The 18560-nt window shown below is 59.0% G+C and carries 17 protein-coding genes and 1 other RNA gene; 13 read left to right on the forward strand and 5 right to left on the reverse strand.

The window, feature by feature from the left end; translation table 11 throughout:
• Positions 1 to 11: 11 nt before the first annotated feature.
• The 6 genes from G5149_RS03635 (at position 12) to G5149_RS03660 (ending at position 5320) form a co-directional block, all read left to right on the forward strand.
• Positions 12 to 1217: a hypothetical protein gene (locus tag G5149_RS03635; protein WP_421211629.1), complete on the forward strand. Its 1206-nt coding sequence runs from the start codon at positions 12 to 14 to the stop codon at positions 1215 to 1217.
• A 239-nt stretch (positions 1218 to 1456) separates the two neighbouring features.
• Entirely contained in the window at positions 1457 to 2407 is a 951-nt protein-coding gene (locus G5149_RS03640) for a LamG-like jellyroll fold domain-containing protein (protein WP_421211802.1), read from the forward strand.
• Positions 2408 to 2409: 2 nt separating this feature from the next.
• Positions 2410 to 2814, forward strand: coding sequence for a hypothetical protein (locus G5149_RS03645; RefSeq protein WP_421211631.1), 405 nt, complete (start codon positions 2410 to 2412; stop codon positions 2812 to 2814).
• Positions 2815 to 2825: 11 nt separating this feature from the next.
• Positions 2826 to 4778, forward strand: coding sequence for a hypothetical protein (locus tag G5149_RS03650; protein ID WP_421211633.1), 1953 nt, complete (start codon positions 2826 to 2828; stop codon positions 4776 to 4778).
• Positions 4775 to 4999 (forward strand): hypothetical protein, encoded by a 225-nt coding sequence (locus tag G5149_RS03655; RefSeq protein WP_215783570.1) that lies wholly within the window; start codon positions 4775 to 4777, stop codon positions 4997 to 4999. The genes G5149_RS03650 and G5149_RS03655 overlap by 4 nt, the downstream gene beginning before the upstream one ends.
• Positions 5000 to 5035: 36 nt before the next feature.
• A complete protein-coding gene (locus tag G5149_RS03660) occupies positions 5036 to 5320 on the forward strand; it encodes a DUF2845 domain-containing protein (RefSeq protein ID WP_076495082.1) in 285 nt (94 codons plus the stop codon).
• Between the two features lie 300 nt (positions 5321 to 5620).
• Here G5149_RS03660 and ssrA read toward each other — a convergent pair.
• Both ssrA and smpB read right to left on the reverse strand, forming a co-directional pair.
• Positions 5621 to 5980, reverse strand: a transfer-messenger RNA (tmRNA) gene (gene ssrA / locus G5149_RS03665).
• A 166-nt stretch (positions 5981 to 6146) separates the two neighbouring features.
• Positions 6147 to 6635 (reverse strand): SsrA-binding protein SmpB, encoded by a 489-nt coding sequence (gene smpB, locus G5149_RS03670; RefSeq protein WP_005334498.1) that lies wholly within the window; start codon positions 6633 to 6635, stop codon positions 6147 to 6149.
• A gap of 169 nt (positions 6636 to 6804) precedes the next feature.
• On the opposite strand from smpB, the gene G5149_RS03675 reads away from it, so the two are divergent.
• Complete coding sequence (locus tag G5149_RS03675) at positions 6805 to 7239, forward strand: SRPBCC family protein (RefSeq protein ID WP_005334496.1); 435 nt, start codon at positions 6805 to 6807, stop codon at positions 7237 to 7239.
• Positions 7232 to 7579 (forward strand): RnfH family protein, encoded by a 348-nt coding sequence (locus tag G5149_RS03680; RefSeq protein WP_058059898.1) that lies wholly within the window; start codon positions 7232 to 7234, stop codon positions 7577 to 7579. Before G5149_RS03675 ends, G5149_RS03680 begins: the two co-directional genes overlap by 8 nt.
• Before the next feature lie 81 nt (positions 7580 to 7660).
• On the opposite strand, the gene G5149_RS03685 is transcribed toward G5149_RS03680, so the two are convergent.
• Together G5149_RS03685 and fadE are read right to left on the reverse strand one after the other, a co-directional pair.
• On the reverse strand, positions 7661 to 8935 hold the full coding sequence (locus G5149_RS03685; protein WP_245095414.1) for an amidohydrolase: 1275 nt from the start codon (positions 8933 to 8935) through the stop codon (positions 7661 to 7663).
• A gap of 179 nt (positions 8936 to 9114) precedes the next feature.
• Complete coding sequence (gene fadE / locus G5149_RS03690; protein ID WP_337072672.1) at positions 9115 to 11571, reverse strand: acyl-CoA dehydrogenase FadE; 2457 nt, start codon at positions 11569 to 11571, stop codon at positions 9115 to 9117.
• Positions 11572 to 11827: 256 nt separating this feature from the next.
• On the opposite strand from fadE, the gene lpcA reads away from it, so the two are divergent.
• From lpcA to G5149_RS03705, 3 genes are all read left to right on the forward strand, one after another.
• Positions 11828 to 12406 carry a D-sedoheptulose 7-phosphate isomerase gene (gene lpcA, locus G5149_RS03695; RefSeq protein ID WP_005334485.1) on the forward strand — a complete coding sequence of 193 codons (579 nt, stop codon included), beginning with the start codon at positions 11828 to 11830 and terminating at the stop codon, positions 12404 to 12406.
• 158 nt (positions 12407 to 12564) lie between these two features.
• Positions 12565 to 13374 carry a class II glutamine amidotransferase gene (locus G5149_RS03700; protein ID WP_113739126.1) on the forward strand — a complete coding sequence of 270 codons (810 nt, stop codon included), beginning with the start codon at positions 12565 to 12567 and terminating at the stop codon, positions 13372 to 13374.
• Between the two features lie 291 nt (positions 13375 to 13665).
• A complete protein-coding gene (locus G5149_RS03705) occupies positions 13666 to 14001 on the forward strand; it encodes an Hpt domain-containing protein (protein ID WP_337072673.1) in 336 nt (111 codons plus the stop codon).
• 39 nt (positions 14002 to 14040) lie between these two features.
• Here G5149_RS03705 and G5149_RS03710 read toward each other — a convergent pair whose 3' ends face one another.
• On the reverse strand, positions 14041 to 14955 hold the full coding sequence (locus G5149_RS03710) for a gluconeogenesis factor YvcK family protein (protein WP_047438497.1): 915 nt from the start codon (positions 14953 to 14955) through the stop codon (positions 14041 to 14043).
• 113 nt (positions 14956 to 15068) lie between these two features.
• On the opposite strand from G5149_RS03710, the gene G5149_RS03715 reads away from it, so the two are divergent.
• Together G5149_RS03715 and G5149_RS03720 are read left to right on the forward strand one after the other, a co-directional pair.
• Positions 15069 to 16253: an FIST signal transduction protein gene (locus tag G5149_RS03715; protein ID WP_216979214.1), complete on the forward strand. Its 1185-nt coding sequence runs from the start codon at positions 15069 to 15071 to the stop codon at positions 16251 to 16253.
• A 17-nt stretch (positions 16254 to 16270) separates the two neighbouring features.
• Positions 16271 to 18367: an ATP-binding protein gene (locus tag G5149_RS03720; RefSeq protein ID WP_216979213.1), complete on the forward strand. Its 2097-nt coding sequence runs from the start codon at positions 16271 to 16273 to the stop codon at positions 18365 to 18367.
• Positions 18368 to 18560: the final 193 nt, after the last annotated feature.

Genomic DNA, 18560 nt, shown 5'->3' on the forward strand with positions numbered 1-18560 from the left:
AGAACGGCAACATGGCTGAATACAAGGTCAAATGGTTCGCAAGCGAAATGCAAGGCGCCCCGAGCCTGGGCGATACCGCAGACGGCGCCCTGGCTGCGCTGCTCAAGGCGGTGCTGGTCACCGGCTTTGGCACCCTGACGATTAGCGCCCTGTCGTTTGATGCCGCCAAAGGGTGGGCGGTGGCCACCTTTAGCGGCGGCCATGCCTATCAGCAAGACTCAGTTATCCAGGTCGATGGGGTATCCCCTGCTGCCTACAACGGCGAGCATCGGGTGATGCAGGTCAGCACCACTCAGGTGTGGTTCGAGATTGACGGTGGCAACCCTGGCGCTGCCGGTTCGGGTGCAGCCATGACCATGAAGGTGGCGCCGCTGGGCTGGACGATCACCCACGAAAGCGGGGACGGTAAGATCTTTATCGTGCGCCCCACCAATGTCAGTGAGTCGGGGAACGTCTCGTTTCGGATTGATAACAGCACATTTGCTGGCTGGACTGGCGTCAATGGATCAACCCACTACCTTGCAAAAATTGCGATGGTGGAGGATGTGGTGGATATCAACACCTACACCACTATTTACGAACACCGTTGGCCAGCTACGCAACGATATTCCTCTAAGACATGGGATCTGATAGGTGATCAACAGATGTTTTACTGGCTGCCATCTATAGGCATTACCAGTTATCAAACCGTCTATTGCGCTGGTTATATCCGTTCCGTCAGACCAGGTGATCGCTATCACGCTGTACTCTGCCACTACGCATCAACCAATGCCGCCGATAGCACCATCCGATGGGATAATAGAGAGGGTGTTAGCCCAAATAACTGGGGAACACCATTAACCACCTTCGATCAGTCAGGGCAGCGAGCAATAGCACGCCCATATCACCAGCTATTTGGCGCTACAACCTGGTGGCTAAAGGGGCTATTTGGTCGATTTGGATTTGGTCTGACTGTACCAAATGGGCCTGATAACGGATTTTACTGCTCTACCGACCCTTGCATGGTGCTGGAAAGCGGCAACCATCTGCGCGGATTGATGCCAGGACTTATCGTGCCATATGGTGATATCACCGCCTGGCATCGTAAAAACTTTGGTGATCTGCCAGCGATGCCTGGAAAGAAAGTGCGGTTTATTCGTGGACTTTATCAGGCAAACGTCAACAACCAAGACCCTAGATCTCTGATTGGTTTCGACCTGACCGGCCCGTGGAGGTAAGCATGACCAGTCTCTACGACAGCATAAAAGCCACTGAGGGACTACTTGCTTATTGGCCGCTGCGAGCAGATGCAACAGACCACAGCGGAAATAACCGTCATTTAACGCAAGATGGAGCGGTGGCCTATAACGCCGCTCCATTGACTACGGATGCCACGCCGTCAACGCTTACTCTTAACAACGGCAGTGCTTTGCGTATAGCGCAAAACAGTCTTCCAAAGATCCGCGCACTTGAAGGGATGTTCAGGATCAATGGTGACAAACTGGTAGCGTGGAACGCAGTAATAGGGATAAACCAGCCGCTAACAGGCAGTAACGGCAGGTACATTATGCTTTACCACGAGAGCATAAAGTTTTGCTCTTATTGGGCACCCATCAGCTCCCCATCGTATTATCAATCTGCGGTAAATGGCTGGGATAACCTGAGTGTTGGTACGCATCATTTTGTTATTCAGCTCAATGGGGGCGGGACAGCGACTGAGGTCTATATTGACGGAGTAAAAGATAGCGGCATGACAGTGCCGACTGACATCTTTTTGCAGGCCGCCAATACTTATCTGGCAGTAGGGGCTTACTATAACAATGGTATCGCTACTGGAAACTGCAATATCAGTGATGTGGCTATATATAACAGGCCGCTTACCACCGATGAAATAGCCGCCCGTCAGCCTTATCGTAGAGCAGCAGATTATGAGTTAAAACCGGTATTCCTGAGAACCATCCCAGCCAACCAGGAACCCAGCAGCCAGTTCCAGCCGCAAGATGTGGCCTGGCGTGGCACCCCACCGCTCTACCCAGGCCCCGTAAACCTCCAGCAACAGACCCAGACCCCGCTCTGCAAGGGGAGGGACTATTTCTGGATCCGCGATGGGGTGCGCAACGTGGAGCAGGGCTATATCGAGAGCACTGTGACCATCAGCGGGGTAGGGGTGCGGCGGCGGGTGCTCTGCTTTACCCAGGATGGCGAACTGGTTGGCGAGACCTACAGCCGCGCATCGGATGGGGTCTATCGGTTCGATCTGCTGTGGCTGAACAAGCGTTATATGCTGGTCGCCCAGGACGATCCCGCCTTTGGCCCCGCCGACTATAACGCCGTGGCCGCCGACTACCAGGCACCGAAACCCTACCCGCCTGGCGGGGGTGTGGCCGCTGCGCCGTTCCCCATGCTGGCACCGTTCAAGAGGAACTAGCCATGCTCACCTATGCCGATCCGCTGCGAACCAGCCGAGCCCAGCAGTTGGCGACTGCCATCGACACCGGTAGCGGTACCAGCGCAACCCTGACCATCTACACCGGCACCAGACCAGCGCCGGGGGCGGCCATCACCGACCAGCTGGCTCTGGTGGTGCTCAAGTTCACCCACCCCTGTGCCAAGACGGTCAGCGGTGGGGTACTGACCCTGAAACCCCTGGCCGAGCAGATGGCCACCGCCAGCGGCACCCCCACTTGGGGGCGCATTGCTGACAGGGATGGCACCTTTGTGGCGGATCTCGATGTGGGGGTGCCAGGCAGTGGCGCCGATCTGGAGATACCGGCGAGCGAGTTCTTTGCCGGTGCCCTGATCCGCATCAATAACGCCACCATCACCGAACCGTAACCGGGGGCTCTATGGCCAGAAAGGATGCGAGCTTAGAACTACGCAAGGCCCGCAGTACCACCGGGCAGCTGGAGCTGAACCAGGCCGAGGTAGTGCGCTATGAGGCGATCTTGGTTGGCGCCTCACTGCCGCCGCGCCTGGCCGTCTCCCCCGACCTGCTGACCCTGCCATCCAGCTGGGCCAGCCAGCCAAACCGCCCAGTAGCCGCGCTGGGTGCTGCCGTAGTGCTGGAGGGCCATCTCGCCAGTACCACCGCACCCGAGTGCGCCATGGTGGGCGTATTCGTCATTGAGTGCGGGATGACGGCCAGCAATCAGCAGCCTGTGCCGGTGATCGCCGGGGAGTACGATATCAACGTATTCCGTGGCCCGAGCGCTACCGAGGAAAGCCAGTGGGAGCGGGCTGGGCTGGTCAGCAGTCTGGTAGATAGTACCTGGGAGCGGCCAGAGCTGACCCGCACCGTGGGCACCGTCAGCTGGCAGGAGGCAGAACCCGCCAGCAGTGAGCAGGTGGAGCAGAGCGCCATCATGCCCCAGCGCTATGAGCTGGCCAGCAGCCAGTACCAGGAGGGGCTGGCTACCGGTCACGACCATGGCCAGCAGGTGGAGCATCTGGCCCCCGGCCACGCAGTCAATCGCGCCCTCTGGGTCGAGGGGGACAAGGCTGGAATGTGGCAGGTCGGCGGTTATCGCAACCCGCCGCGCTTTGACAAGGCATGGCAGGCCGACCAGTGGAGCCAGGGCGATGCCGTTGGCCTGCTGCTCTATGGCCGCCGCACCCGCCTTGGCCTGCCGCTCTGGAAGGTGTGGCGCGACGGCTGGGAGGAGGCGATGCAGCCGGCGCCAGGCACCAGCCCGCCGCCCAAGCCGCCGATCATCCCGGAGCGCCCGGACAAGCGCACCCTGCGGCTGGAGTTCGGGCGCAAGCGGGGCGAGGCAGAGCTGGAGTTTGTTTGGCACGGCAGTGATGCAGCAATCGTTATTCCAACCAGGAGGGTCTATCTGGTGAGCAATACAGCAAAGATCGTGCGGGTACGCGATGGGCTCGATATTCCTGCCACGGCGGTGAGTATCGAGCTCGATACCGACTCTTGGGCATGGCAGTTCAGCGCCCAGATCCCCCGTATCGCGGCGGCTGCGTTGACCGATGAGGAAGAGGTCAGCATCCATATCAACGGTCAGCAATGGGACTGCGTGTGCGATGGCTGGCAATCGAGCCAGAGCTTTGGCCGCGAGTCGGCAACGCTGACGGGACGCTCTCGCACCGCTTACTTGTCACCGACCCATGTATTGGCGCAGGCGGTGAGCGAGCCTGCTGCCGCGACCATGGCCCAGCTGGCTGCTGCCGTATTGCCGGTGGGGTGGACGCTGGATTGGCAAGCGGCTGACTGGTTGGTGCCTGCCGGGTTCTTTAGTCTGGATAACCAGACCCCGATCGGGGTGGTCAGGTACCTGGCCGAGGCGGCCGGTGGCTTTGTGCTGCCACACCAGCGCAACCGCCATTTGGTCATCAAGCCACGTTATCCCACAGTGCCATGGCAGCTTGATACTGCTGTGGCCGATGTGGCGATCCCCCGCGCCATAATCACCACCTTGGGCAGTGACTTCCAGCCGGGTCATGCCACCAACGGGATCTGGGTCAGTGGTGGCCATCAGGGCATCAGTGCGCGGGTGGTGCGCCAGGGGACGGCTGGCGAGCAACAAGCGCCGACCATCACCCACCCGCTGGTGTGTGATGTGACGGCAGCCCGTGCCCAGGGTGTAGTGGGGCTGGCCAAGACCATGCCCAGGCGTACCCAGACCATTGAACTGCCGTTGTCAGCTGATACCGGCTTGATCCTGCCTGGGGCGTTGCTCGCCGTGGACGGTTGGAAGGGTTACAACCGGGGCGTCAGGGTCTCTGCTGCGATGCAGAACAGGGCCATGACAGTACGCCAGCAACTGAGTGTGGAGCGATTTGTATGAATCTGTTTAAGCGATTCCTGGAGCTGGTACCGGGCGCAGATCCCTTGCTGGTTGGTACCGTGACCGCAGTAGGTACCACGACCACCACTCTTACCGCGTTGGCGGGTGGAACGGTCACAGTACGTGGCACTGGTGTAGCCATCGGCAAAAAGGCGTTTTACAGGGGAGGGGAGCTGGCAGGAGAGGCACCTGATCTACCCACCTTTGAGCTGGAGGTGTAGAGTGGAGGGCTCAAGTGAGTTTTTAATGGAGGACAAATGAAACACTGGATGTTACTCGGCTTGGTCGCCTTGCTGCCCCTGACTGCTAACGCAGGCGCCATGCGCTGCAAGAGCGCCTTGATCAGCGATGGCGACTCATCGTTCAATGTGCTCAAGAGCTGCGGCCAGCCGCAGATGAAGGAGGACATTATCGACGAGCGCCTGCTGGATGCCCCCAAGATCGGGGAGCGCTGGACGTATCAGCAAGGCGCGAACGCTATCCCCCAGGCCGTGACCATCATCAACGGCAAGGTGGTCAAGATAGAAGACCTCACCCGCTGAGAAAGACAATGGCCACGCGATGTGGCCATTTAAATACCTTCGTTTAACGCCTCGATACCTCTTATCAAAATCTGCGAAACCGGTTCACCAAGTTTGATAAAACCACCGTTGTGGCGGGTTTTCGTTTTTAGCGAAAGCATTTTTCATTTTTCGCGGCGGGCTACAATTGACCAGTTTGTGGACGTGACCGCCCCCAGTGCAGATATTCCCCTGCGCTTTCTATGAGACGTTGAGGCTTTCACCCTGGATAAACTCGATAAAAAAGGGCCACCTCTTGCGAGGTGGCCCTTTCCAAACGTTTGGTGGAGCTGGGGGGATTTGAACCCCCGTCCAAAATTACTACATCCTTGGCACTACATGCTTAGTCACTCTTTACATTCGCCAACCCGCTGCGGAGAGACACGCCACGAATTGACTAGCTCGATTGGTTTTAATGCTTCCGCCCCGAGCAGGACTTCCACACGATCCTGTGAAGGATGACCTTCCGATTCCCTAGGACACAGGCAAGCTAGGGTAGAAGGGCTCTATGCAGGTTATTAAGCTGCTAGTGCGTAGTTTTCGTCGTTTGCGACTATTTTTTTGCGGTTTATTAACGAGGCCTACCGCACCTCGGCATGCACCTTGGGTTTCGTGAATCTTGTCGAATCCAGAATCAGCCCCAAGTTGTTAATTGCGATTGTACGCAAAAATGCTGTCATAGCAAGGCGTTGATACCCATTCCCTCTGGCAGCCAGTCTGTTTGCCGATTTATTGTACGCAGCTGAACCTGAAGAGCCAGCTGCGCTGGGGGAAGGTGAACTGACGTCCTGATCCTGCCAGTAGCAGGTTAGCCGCGATGCTTGTTCTTCATGATGCGGGCTTTTTCCCGATCCCACTCGCGGGCCTTGGTATCTTCGCGCTTGTCGTGCTCTTTCTTGCCCTTCACCAGGCCGATCTCGACCTTGACCCAGCACTGTTTCCAGTAGAGGGCGAGGGGAACTATGGTGTAGCCCTGACGGGCAATCAGGCTTTCGAGCTTGTCGAGTTCACGACGGCTCAGCAGCAGTTTGCGGGTGCGGGTCGGGTCACATACCACATGGCTGGAGGCCGCTTGCAGTGGCAGGAAGCTGGAGCCGAACAGATAGGCCTCGCCATCGCGGAAGATGACATAGGCTTCGCTGATGTTGGCCTTGCCCGCCCGCAGGGATTTGACTTCCCACCCTTGCAGGGACAGACCCGCTTCGATCTTCTCTTCGATGAAGTATTCGTGGCGCGCGGTTCTGTTGAGTGCAATGGTGCTGGACCCGGCTTTGTTTTTACTGTTTTTTTTGCTCATGACGGGCGATTTCCGGCAATGACTAGGAGGCTCGTATTATACGTAGGCAGGGGCGGCTGTAAAACGCGCAGCAGGTCAAGTGGTGGCTTTCTGAGCGGTTTGGCTGAGGTTTTACCTCCACAACCCCAAACATGGTGATAAAATCGCGCCGATTGGATGAGGAAAAGCCATGCCCCGAATTACGCGCAGTGCCCTGGTGATGTTCAGTGCAGAACAGATGTTCAAGTTGGTTAACGATGTGGATGCCTATCCGCAGTTTTTGCCCGGCTGTGTTGGCAGCCGTGTCCACGAGGCTGGCGATGACTACATGATGGCGTCGGTCGATGTGGCCAAGGCGGGGATTGCCAAGACCTTTACCACCCGCAATCAGCTGGATGTGAACCGCCAGATCAGGATGGAGCTGGTGGATGGCCCGTTCCGCAAGCTGGCGGGCTGGTGGACCTTTACCCCGCTCGATGTCGACGCCTGCAAGGTGGAGTTTGATCTCGATTTCGAGTTTACCTCCAAGCTTATCGAGGTGGCATTTGGTCAAGTATTCCGCGATCTGGTGAGCTCCATGGTCTCCGCCTTCTCCAACCGGGCGAAGGAGGTCTACGGTGTCTGACCAGCTCAATATCGAGGTTGTCTATGCCTTGCCGCAGCAGCAGACGGTGATTGCCCTGCGGGTGGCGCCCGAGACTTGCGTGCTGGCGGCCATCGAGCAGTCCGGCATCGTGCAAAAGCACCCCGAGATTGACTTGTCGGTCAACAAGTTCGGTATCTACAGCCGCCCGGTGAAAGGGAGCGAGCCGCTGCACGACGGCGATCGCATCGAGATCTACCGTCCACTCATCGCCGATCCCCGCGAGATGCGCAAAAAGCGGGCCGAGAAGGCCAAAGAGGAGGGGCGAGCCGATAGCGTGACCGGTGGTCGCCCCGATGTGCATCGCAAACTCCGCGAGTAGCGCTCAGGTTTTTCTTGCAGAAAAAAGGCGCCGAGGCGCCTTTTTTTGATCCCGTTAGCCGGTGAGCTGGCCGAGGGGATATCAAGAGAGGGCTGCTTCTGCCACACCCAGCCGTGCGCGTGCCCAGGCGGCCAGCAGCTCGACCCCGCTTTGCATCACCCGCTCATCGAAATCGAATTCGTTGTGATGGTGCGGCGCCGCCAGATCGGCCCCCAGGATGAGGTAAGCCGCTTCGCCCCCCTGCTTTTGCACCCGCTCCATCAGAAAACCGGCATCTTCGCTGGCGCCAAAGCGGCGAGTCTGGATGGTGGCGAGCCCTTGCTTGCGGGCCAGCGCCGCCAGCTCGGCCTGCAGTGCCGGGCTGTTGTCGAGGGCAATAGCCTCGCCCTGTTTGATGATGCGGTAGGTGACGCCGTGGGCGAGGGCAGTCCCTTCGACGATGCGCTGTACCTGACTGAACATATAGTCGTTGAGCGTGCTGTCGGCGCCGCGGGTTTCACCGCGCAGCTCGGCGTGATCGGGGATGACGTTGCGGCCGCTGCCAGCGTGGAGCTGGCCGACGTTGATACGGGTCATGCCGTCGCGGTGGCGGGGAATGCCGAGCATGGCGGTGGTGGCCATGCAGGCGGCTGCCAGCGCATTGCTGCCAGCGTTGGGTTCGAGCCCTGCGTGGGCGGCGGAGCCCATAAAGTGGACGTCGAACTTGGTGGAGCAGAGGAACTCGGTGGGGTTGATCACCAGCTCGCCGCTGCCAGCGTGAATACCGATATGGAGCGAGAGCAGGGCATCCACGTCATCGAGTGCCCCCCCGGCGGCCAGCGCCTTGCCACCGCGGCACCCCTCTTCGGCGGGTTGGAAGAAGAGCTTGATGCGGCCGCACAGCTGCTCCTTCATCGCCATCAGGCTGCTGGCCAGCCCCATGCCGATGGCGGTGTGGCCATCGTGGGCGCAGGCGTGCATCCACCCCTTGTTGTGGGAGGCAAAACCCTCCTGCTGCGGCTGGTGCTGTTCGGCATCGGACTCTTCCACCTCCACCGCGTCGATATCGAAGCGAAAGGCCAGGGTCGGGCCGGGACGGCCGGTATCCAGCTCCCCCATCAGCCCGGTGACATCGCCGATCCGCTCCAGCCAGTCGGGATGGGCTCCCTGACGGCGGGCACGAGCCTTCTCGGCCGCCACATCCACATCACGCCCCATCATCAGATTGCTGGCCAGCAGTTTGTCGCCGAGCACAATGCGATAACCGAGCTCGCTCAGGTGGTGGGCAATCAGGCTGGTGGTGCGAAACTCTTTCCAGGCGGCTTCCGGCAGGCGGTGCAGGTCGCGGCGCCACAGGATCAGGTGCTCAAGGGTCATCTTGGCTTCCTTGGTGATTCGATTTGTCGGCTATTGTGCCTTTTTTCCCGGCTGACCACACGGGGCCCGCAGCTGGTCGGGGGAGCTGTGAGTGCAAGTGGTGGCTGCGGGGGTCGTGAAAAGTGGTGAGCGCCCATAAAAAACGCCTCCACAAGGGAGGCGTTGTCGATAGCTGGTTATCAGGCCGCGTGATGGTAAGCGGAGGCTTCAAACAGCTTCTTGTTGGCCACCAGATCGATGGGGTCAAAATCATCGACGTTGATGGTGCGCAGGCGACTTACCTCGGCGCGGCGCAGCAGCTCGGCTTCGCTCTGGGTCAGTACGCCAGCGGCCAGACCCATGTCGGCCACCTTGTCCAGCGCCATGAAGGGACGCTTGATACCATCGCTCTTGCAGACTTTCTCGAACAGCGGCTCGGCGGCCAGCACGTCATCGAGCGCTTGCTCCAGCAGACCGAAGGGGTTGCCCTCTTCGCGAGTCAGGTATTGGCCCTTGGCCAGGCGGCTGCGGGTCTCGCTCGGGGTTTGCAGCAGACGGGCCACTTGCTGGTCCAGCTTGTCGCACGGACGGTTCAGGTCACGACCCAGCGGCAATACCACGGCGCGCAGGGCAAGGCCAATCCAGCGGTTCGGGAAGTTGCGCAGCAGCTCGTCGATCGCTTCTTGTGCCTTGAACATGGCATCTTGCAGTGCCCAGTGCAGCAGCGGCAGGTCGGCCTGCTGGCGTCCCTCGTCCTGATAGCGCTTGAGGGCGCTGGAGGCCAGATAAAGCTGGCTCAATACGTCGCCAAGGCGGGCGGAGACCCGCTCCTTGCGCTTGAGCTCGCCACCCAGGGTGCCCATCGCCATGTCTGACAGGAACGCCAGGTTGGCCGAGAGGCGGGAGAGCTGCTGGTAGTAGCCCTTGGTCTGATCCTTGTAAGGGGCCGCGGCAAAGCGGGCGCCGGTGATACCGAGCCAGAAGCTGCGTACCAGGTTGCTGATGGCAAAGCCGACGTGGCTGAATACCGCCTTGTCGAAATCTTTCAGCGCCTGCTCCTTGTCGGGATGGCTGGCGGCCAGCATCTCCGGCAGTACATACGGGTGGCAGCGGATAGCGCCCTGACCGTAGATGATCATGCTGCGGGTCAGGATGTTGGCCCCTTCCACCGTCACGGCGATGGGGGCACCCTGATAGCCGCGGGCCAGATAGTTGTTGGGGCCCATGCAGATGGCCTTGCCGCCGTGGATGTCCATGGCATCGATGATGCACTTCTGGGCACGGTCGGTGAGGTGGTATTTGACGATGGCGGAGATGACCGAGGGCTTCTCGCCAAGGTCGATGCCGGTCACGGTCAGGTTGGCTGCGGCGCCCATGATGTAGGCGTTGCCACCGATGCGGGCCAGCGGCTCTTCAATCCCTTCCATCTTGCCGATGGGCAGCTTGAACTGGCGACGGATGCGGCTGTAGGCGCCGCTTGCCAGGGCCAGCATCTTGACGCCACCTGTGCTGTTGGAGGGCAATGTGATACCGCGGCCAACCGACAGACACTCGACCAGCATGCGCCAGCCCTGACCAGCCATGGCCGGGCCACCGATGATGAAATCGAGCGGGACGAACACATCCTTGCCCTGGGTCGGGCCGTTCTGGAACGGCACGTTGAGCGGGAAGTGGCGACGGCCGATGCCGACCCCCTTGATGTGAGTGGGAATGAGGGCGCAGGTGATGCCAAGCTCTTCCTCATCCCCCAACAGGTGTTCCGGATCACGCAGTTTGAAGGCGAGACCCAAGACGGTGGCGATAGGGGCGAGCGTGATGTAGCGCTTGTTCCAGGTGAGGCGCATACCGAGCACCTCTTTTCCTTCCCACTCACCCTTGCAGACGATACCGAAGTCGGGGATGGAGCCGGCGTCAGAACCCGCTTCCGGGCTGGTCAGGGCGAAGCAGGGGATCTCTTTACCTACCGCCAGGCGGGGCAGGTAGTAATCTTTCTGCTCGTCGGTGCCATAGTGCTGCAGCAGTTCGCCCGGGCCCAGCGAGTTGGGCACGCCGACGGTGGAGGCGAGCACGGCGCTGGCGCCGCACAGTTTTTGCAGGACGCAGGACTGGGCGTAGGCCGAGAACTCCAGACCGCCATATTTCTTCTTGATGATCATCGCGAAGAACTTGTTGTCCTTCAGGTATTGCCACACCTCGGGGGAGAGATCCGCGCGCTCGTGGGTCACTTCCCAGTCGCTCACCATGCGGCACACTTCCTCGACCGGACCATCCATAAAGGCCTGCTCTTCGGCAGATAGGGTGCTGACCGGGATGGCGTGCAGCTTTTTCCAGTCCGGGTTGCCCGCGAACAGGTCGGCTTCCCACCAGGTGGTGCCCGCTTCAATCGCCTCTTTTTCGGTGCGGGACATCTCCGGCATGATCGATTTGTAGATCTTGAACAGCGGCTTGGTTATTTGATTGCGGCGAAACTCCACCAGATTGAGCGGGATGGCGATCACCGCGAACAGCGCCCATACCAGCAAGGGCACATGACCATAGATGGCGCCAAGCGCCAGGGCGGCGCCGGTGACCAGGGTGGAGATGAACAGGGATGCCCGGCGATAGGCCAGGGCTCCGATAACCAGGATCACCCCGAGCAGAGTGAGGGTCGTCGTCATTGCTTGCTCCTTGCGTGTATAAATGTGCCAACTTGGTGTAACTCATCCAGAGGTCTGACCTGTTGGATATGGCCCCTGTTGTAATTCATATGCACAAAGTTATCAAGCTGTTTACATCTTCATTACCTTCTCTCTGTGATCCCCATAACGCTCACGCGCCGCCAGCGCTGTGGCTCGCAGGGGGGCGACTGTGCGATTCGCTTGTGCGAGAATAGCCGCGATCTACACGCACACTAAAAACAGTGGAAGAGACATCATGTACCAAGAATTGATCCGCAATGAACTGACCGAAGCTGCCAGCGTGCTGCAGGCCTTCCTGGCTGATGAGCAGAACCTGAAAAACATCGAAGCGGCCGCCAAACTGCTGGCTGACTCTTTCAAGGAAGAGGGCAAGGTGCTCTCTTGTGGCAACGGTGGTTCCCACTGTGACGCCATGCACTTTGCCGAAGAGCTGACCGGTCGCTATCGCGAGAACCGCCCGGGTTACGCCGGTATCGCCATCTCCGATCCGAGCCACCTCTCCTGCGTCTCCAACGACTTTGGCTATGACTATGTCTTCTCCCGTTACGTAGAAGCGGTCGGCCGCCGTGGCGACGTGCTGCTTGGTATCTCCACCAGCGGCAACTCCGGCAATATCCTGAAAGCCATCGAGGCTGCCCGCGCCAAAGGGATGAAAGTGATCGCCCTGACCGGCAAGGATGGCGGCAAGATGGCAGGCCTGGCGGATGTCGAGATCCGGGTTCCGCACTTTGGCTATGCCGACCGTATTCAGGAAGTGCACATCAAGGTGATCCACATCCTGATCCAGCTGGTCGAAAAAGAGATGGCCAAGTAATCAGGCCACGCTACCGGACAAGGGCATCACAGGTTAATGGTTTGTCATCGACCGGTTGCTGCCACAGGGGAAGGAATTGCGCTTTCCCCTGCTGTCTGTCGAACCAGTGTGCTGGTCGAACATGACACAAGCCAAATCATGAAAGGAGTCTGCCGGATATGTGCGAACTGCTCGGCATGAGTGCCAATGTGCCGACCGATATCTGCTTCAGCTTTACCGGGTTGATGCTGCGCGGCGGCAAGACAGGGCCCCACAAGGATGGCTGGGGGATCACCTTCTACGAGGGGAAGGGCTTTCGCACCTTCAAGGATCCCGAGCCCAGTGCCCAATCTCCCATCGCCAGACTGGTACAGGCGCTGCCCATCAAGAGCTGCGCCGTGGTCAGCCACATTCGGCAGGCCAACCGTGGCTGCGTGTCGCTGGAAAATACCCACCCCTTTACCCGTGAGCTGTGGGGCCGTTACTGGACCTTCGCTCACAACGGTCAGCTGACCGGTTACAAGAAGCTGCCAACCGGTCGCCACCGTCCGGTAGGGGATACCGACAGCGAGCACGCCTTCTGCTGGCTGCTCGACCGGCTGGAGCAAAAATATCCCAAGCGTCCGGCCAACTTTCCCGCCATGTTTCGCTATCTCGCCACCTTGTGTGACGAGCTCAGAGCGTTCGGGGTATTCAACATGCTGCTCTCGGACGGGGAGTATGTGATGAGCTACTGCACCAACAACCTGCATTGGCTGACCCGTTGTGCGCCATTTGGCGAGGCGAGCCTGCTGGATGAGGAGGTGGTGATCGACTTTCAAAGCGAGACCACCCCCAACGATGTGGTGACCCTGATCACCACCCGTCCGCTGACCGGCAATGAGAATTGGGTCAAAATGGCGCCCGGCGAATTCAATCTGTTTCGCATGGGGGAGCGGGTGGCGACCAATCGGGTTGCGCTTGGGCAAGATAAAAAAATACCAGGGTAGATACCTACCCTGGTTCTTCGCAGCAGCCATAAAAGGCAAAAGGGATGAGAGGTGTTGCTGAGCATCATCACTCTGACGGCATTGATTGTTTATCAATTGTTAATTTGTGGCAATCAAGTTGTTGTCTTGAGGGGCGTTTCAGCATCGCTATTTCGATACTGATCACATTTTTTGCCACTTTATTCCCTGAGCCATCCAATCGGGTGCTCCCTCACTGCTTGGTCGTGAGCCACGACATCGAAAACTATCTATAGTATGGTCTGTTTGAATACCGTTCAGGAGGAGCCTCGCATGGAGTGGGTGGATCGCAAGGTGTTGCAGCAGCTGGCAGAGGATATCGGTCCGGATATGCTGCCCGTGGTCATCGCAGTCTTTATTGAAGAGGTGGGCGAGCAGCTGAGTCAGCTCAGGCCCCTCTATGAGCAGGGGGAGTGGGAGGCGCTGGCTCGGGTGGCGCACAGCATGAAATCATCCTGTGGCAGCTACGGCGCCATGCCGAGCTATCAGCAGGTGATGGCACTTGAGATGGCCAGCAAGCAGGCGGATGTGGCCGAGGCAGAGCGCCAGTTGCAAATGCTTGAGGCCTCCTTGCCTCAGGTGCTCGCGTTTCTTGCCGATTATCAGTAACGGCACCATGCAGGGATGCCGGGGCGCCGTGACCGTTGCCTAACGCTGGTTGAGCAGTTGCTGGATGATCCGGTCCAGCGCCAGTTTCAGCTTCAACCGATCGTGCCGATGGGGCAGCTCAAGCTCGCCCAGCTCGGCTTCGATCACTCGCCCTTGCCAGTCCCCCGCATCACCTGCGCCCTGTGGGGCCAGGATGGCATCCAGCCGACCCTGACCGACTCGGGATTCCAGCCAGCGACACTGACTCATCAGATCCAGCTGGCTGGCAGGGCCGTTTTCCGCCACCAGATTGCAAACGAAAACCAGCATGGCGCTGCTCTCGTTGATGGCCTGGGCGATCTCGGCCAGCAGCAGTGGCGGCATGATGGAGGTGAGAAAACTGCCCGGCCCAAGAATGATCATGTCCGCCTGCTGCAATGCCAGCACCGCTTCGCGGGTCGCTTGCACCTCCGGCATCAGGCCGAGAGAGAGGGGCGGTGTTGCAAGTTGATCGATGGATACCTCTCCCAGGATCTGGGTGCCACACTCCATATGGGCGCAGAGATCTGTGGGAAATTCAGACATGGGTAGCAATTGTGACTCGATTTTGAGCATGTCACTGATCAGCTTGATAGCATCAAGAGGACGGACACAGAGATTATCGAGCGCCAGCAGCATCAGGTTGCCAAGGTTGTGGCCCGCCAGCTCGCCTTTGCCGGCGAAGCGGTACTCGAACAACAGGCTGCCGATGCTGGGATCGGTCACCAGCTGGTTCAGGCAGTTGCGCAGATCGCCCCAGGCGATGCACTCCTGACTCTTGCGCAGGCGTCCGGTCGAGCCACCATCATCTGTGGTGGCGACGATGCCGGTGAGCCGTTGACCGAGAAACGAGAGGGACGAAAGCACTCGCCCCATGCCGTGGCCACCACCGATGGCAACGACCCGATCGAAGTCATTGATGTTTTTTTGCCACATATGGGCGTCCTGTTATTGGTCTCAGTTGACCGCTATGTTAGCAAGCGAAGCGAGATAATTGTTTGATAAAGGTATGATTTTTGCTTGAGGCTGCCATTCGATAAAACAAGGAGATGGTGTTGAAATTTCTGACCGTTCACTCCCTCGCCCAGAATTCATCGCTGGCGGCCCAAGATATCTGCGCGCAGCTGCGGCACCATGCCGATCAGGCCCCCTCCCTGCTGTTACTCTATTTTACCCAAGCCCATGACGGGGCGATACTGCGCGACGCGCTCAAAGGCCAGTTCCCGACGACCCGCCTGCTTGGGTGCAGCTCTTGCGGTGGCGTCATGACCGAGATGGGACACCATGCCCGAGATGGATATGGGCTGGCCGTTGCTGCCCTGTACGATGAGAAAGGGGCATTCGGGGTAGCCGGTGCCAGCGGTGACGGGGTGGATGTGCGGCAGTTGCTGCGCCGAGCCATGAGCGACTGTGGTCGACCGGGCGAGCTGCCCCAGCTGATCCTGTTTCACGCCAGTCCCGGCAAGGAGGAAGGACTGTTGGCCGGTATCGAGGCCGAACTCGGAGCCTCGGTGCCGGTGGTCGGGGGCTCGGCGGCTGATAGCAGCGTCAGCGGTGACTGGCAGCTTTGCTGGGATGATGCGGTGACTCAGGATGGGATCGGTCTGGCGGTGCTTTACCCCGATTGCCAGCTGGCCTTTCAGTTTCACTCCGGTTACGTGCCTGCCGAGTTCAGCGGCGAGATCACCGCCTGTGATGGGCGGGAGGTACTCACCATCGATCACCTGCCCGCCGCTGAGGTCTATGCCCGATGGTGCGGGCGCGAGCAGTCCTGGCCGGTGGGGGCGATTTTGCGGGAGACCACGCTCACCCCGCTGGCCCGTCAGGTGGGGGCTCTTGATGGCATTCCTTACTACAAGCTCTCCCATCCCGAGGCGGTGACCGAACAGGGGGGGCTGCGGCTTTTTACCGATGTGGTGCAAGGGGAGCGCCTGCTGCTGATGTACAGCAGCCAGGAGGGGCTGTTGCAGCGCAGCCTTAACGCTATTCGGATCGAACCTGCCTATGGTGTCGATGCCGAGCTGCTGCCGATAGGCGCGCTTATTATCTTTTGTGCTGGTTGCCGTTTGGCGCTAGGTGATATGTTGTGCCAGTTTGTTGAACAAAGTCAGGCACGTCTTGGCAAAGTTCCGTTTATTACTCCCTTTACATTCGGTGAACAGGGGCGCTTGCCTCATGGTGAGCTCGCCCATGGCAATCTGATGGTATCGAGTGTGATCTTTCTGACCAGTTGAGCAGAGCAGGATACAAGATGATTGGCAACAGTGAACTGGAAGCGCTTGGTGACAAACTGCAGACGACTCTGGTCGACCTTATGCGTTGTCGTGAGCGCGAGGCCAAGTATCGCCATGAATCCCATACCCTGTTGAAAGGGGTAGCTACATTAGCTGATGCCAAAACGCTGGAGCAGGTGCTGGAGAGCCTTATTCAAGTGCTCAAACCCTTTATCGGCTTTGAGCACGCAGATGTGGTGGCCTGGAGTGGCGAGCAAGGCGTTACCCACCTCAGTACCGAGCCGATGCGCTCTGCCCGCAACTGGCTCATGACCCCGGCATTTGCCCGCGCCATAGCGGGTGAAACTCTGGTGATTTACGATCCTTCCCAGCTGCCTGAGCTGGCGCCGCTGGCTAGCGAGCCGGGCTGGTCCAGCGTAATGCTGACCGGGCTGCAGGCTCCCGGTTTTACCGCCACCCTCATCTGCCGCCACGCCCGGGCGGGCACATTTGATCTCACCAGCAAGGCTGCCATGGAGCGTTGCCGTCCGCTTATCGCCCAGGCATTGGTCAACATCACCTATCGGGCCCGTTTGCAAGAACAGGTCGCAGTGAAAACCGAGGCGCTGCAGGCCAGTGAACGCCGTTTTCGCAGTTTTGCCGCCATGGCCTCCGACTGGTTCTGGGAGACGGATGCCGAACATCGGCTCAGCTATGCTTCCGAGCCAGGTTACCTTGACGATATGACCCCGCTGGCGACCCGGCCAACCCTCTATGACTATGTTTGCAACAAGCAGAGCACCGAGTCACAGGTATATCTTGAACTATTGGAGAAGCGTAAACCGGTCCGGGCTGTACGCATGCAGGTTGCGATGCTCGATGGCCCACGCTGGATGGAGGTGAGTGCCGAACCCTGTTTTGATCATGAAGGGACTTTTACCGGATATCGTGGTACCGCACGTGATATCAGCCACCAGATCCGCCGTGAAGAGGAGCTGGCCCGCGCACGGGATGATGCAGAAGCGGCCAACCGTGCCAAATCCCAGTTTCTCGCCATGATGACCCACGAGATCCGCTCCCCCATGAATGCAGTGCTGGGGATGCTCGACCTGGTGCTGCACGCCGAGCTGGCTCCCGAGCAGAAGCAACTGCTACGCCACGCAACCCACTCGGCGCGATTGCTACAGACCATCATCGATGACGTGCTCGATTTTTCGAAAATCGAGTCGCAAACCCTGGTGTTTCGCTGCGAGACCCTGCAACCGATCCAGTTATGCCAGTCCATTATTGACCCTTTGCAGAGTCGTGCTGAATCCAAGGGGATTGCACTGAACTATCGGGTAGATGAGGCTGTCCCTGCCGAGTTGCAGGGGGATCCGATGCGCCTTTCTCAGGTGATGGGCAATCTGCTGGACAACGCCCTCAAATTTACCGAGCAGGGGGAGGTTAATCTACATCTGGGCTGGCAGGATGAGAGGTTGCGGGTCTCTGTCTCCGATACCGGGATAGGGATCGCCAGGGCAGATCTACCCACCTTGTTTGAGCCCTTCTCCCAGGTTGATAATTCTGCGACTCGCCGCTTTTCCGGTACCGGCCTGGGTCTTGCCATCAGCAAGCGTCTGGTGACGCTTATGGGGGGAGAGATCCACCTGAAGAGTGAGCCGGGCAAGGGAAGCTGTTTCTGGTTCGAGCTGCCGGGCATGGCACTGCCTTGCCATTGCCAACCCCTGCGAGAGGAGAGTGATCAGCCCTTGTTGCCACTGGACGTACTAGTGGTGGAGGACAGCCCGGTAAATCAGCTGGTGGTATCGCTGATGCTGCAAAAACTGGTGGGCAAGGTACGGCTGGCTGCCAATGGTCTGGAGGCGCTGGCGCAGGTGGATGAGCAGCAACCTGATCTGATCCTGATGGATATGCGGATGCCGCTGATGGATGGACTGGAGGCGACGAGACGATTGCGTGAGCTTGGTTACACCATGCCCATCATTGCATTGACCGCCAATGCCATGGCGGAGGACAAGGCGTGCTGTTTGGAACAGGGGATGGATGATTTTCTCGCCAAACCCATCACCTTGTCGCGGCTGAGGGAGTGTTTAAAGCGTCACTTTGGTCAGCGGTTACCGACGCGCGGATAAAAAAAATGGTCAACTTTGTGGGTTGACCAGTTCTTCAGCAAATACTGAAGAGAGCACGGGATAAATCGGGTTGTATCAATCTACATGAAAAATCTGTGCCAACTTTCTTGGGACTCTTTTGTGTTCAATTTTGGCCGTTCAGCGCAGCGGCTCTCTCTTGTTATGGCGTTCTGCGTTCCTACTTACTCGCAAA

The sequence above is a fragment of the Aeromonas sp. 600479 genome (assembly GCF_049175515.1).
Lineage (GTDB): Bacteria > Pseudomonadota > Gammaproteobacteria > Enterobacterales > Aeromonadaceae > Aeromonas > Aeromonas veronii_A.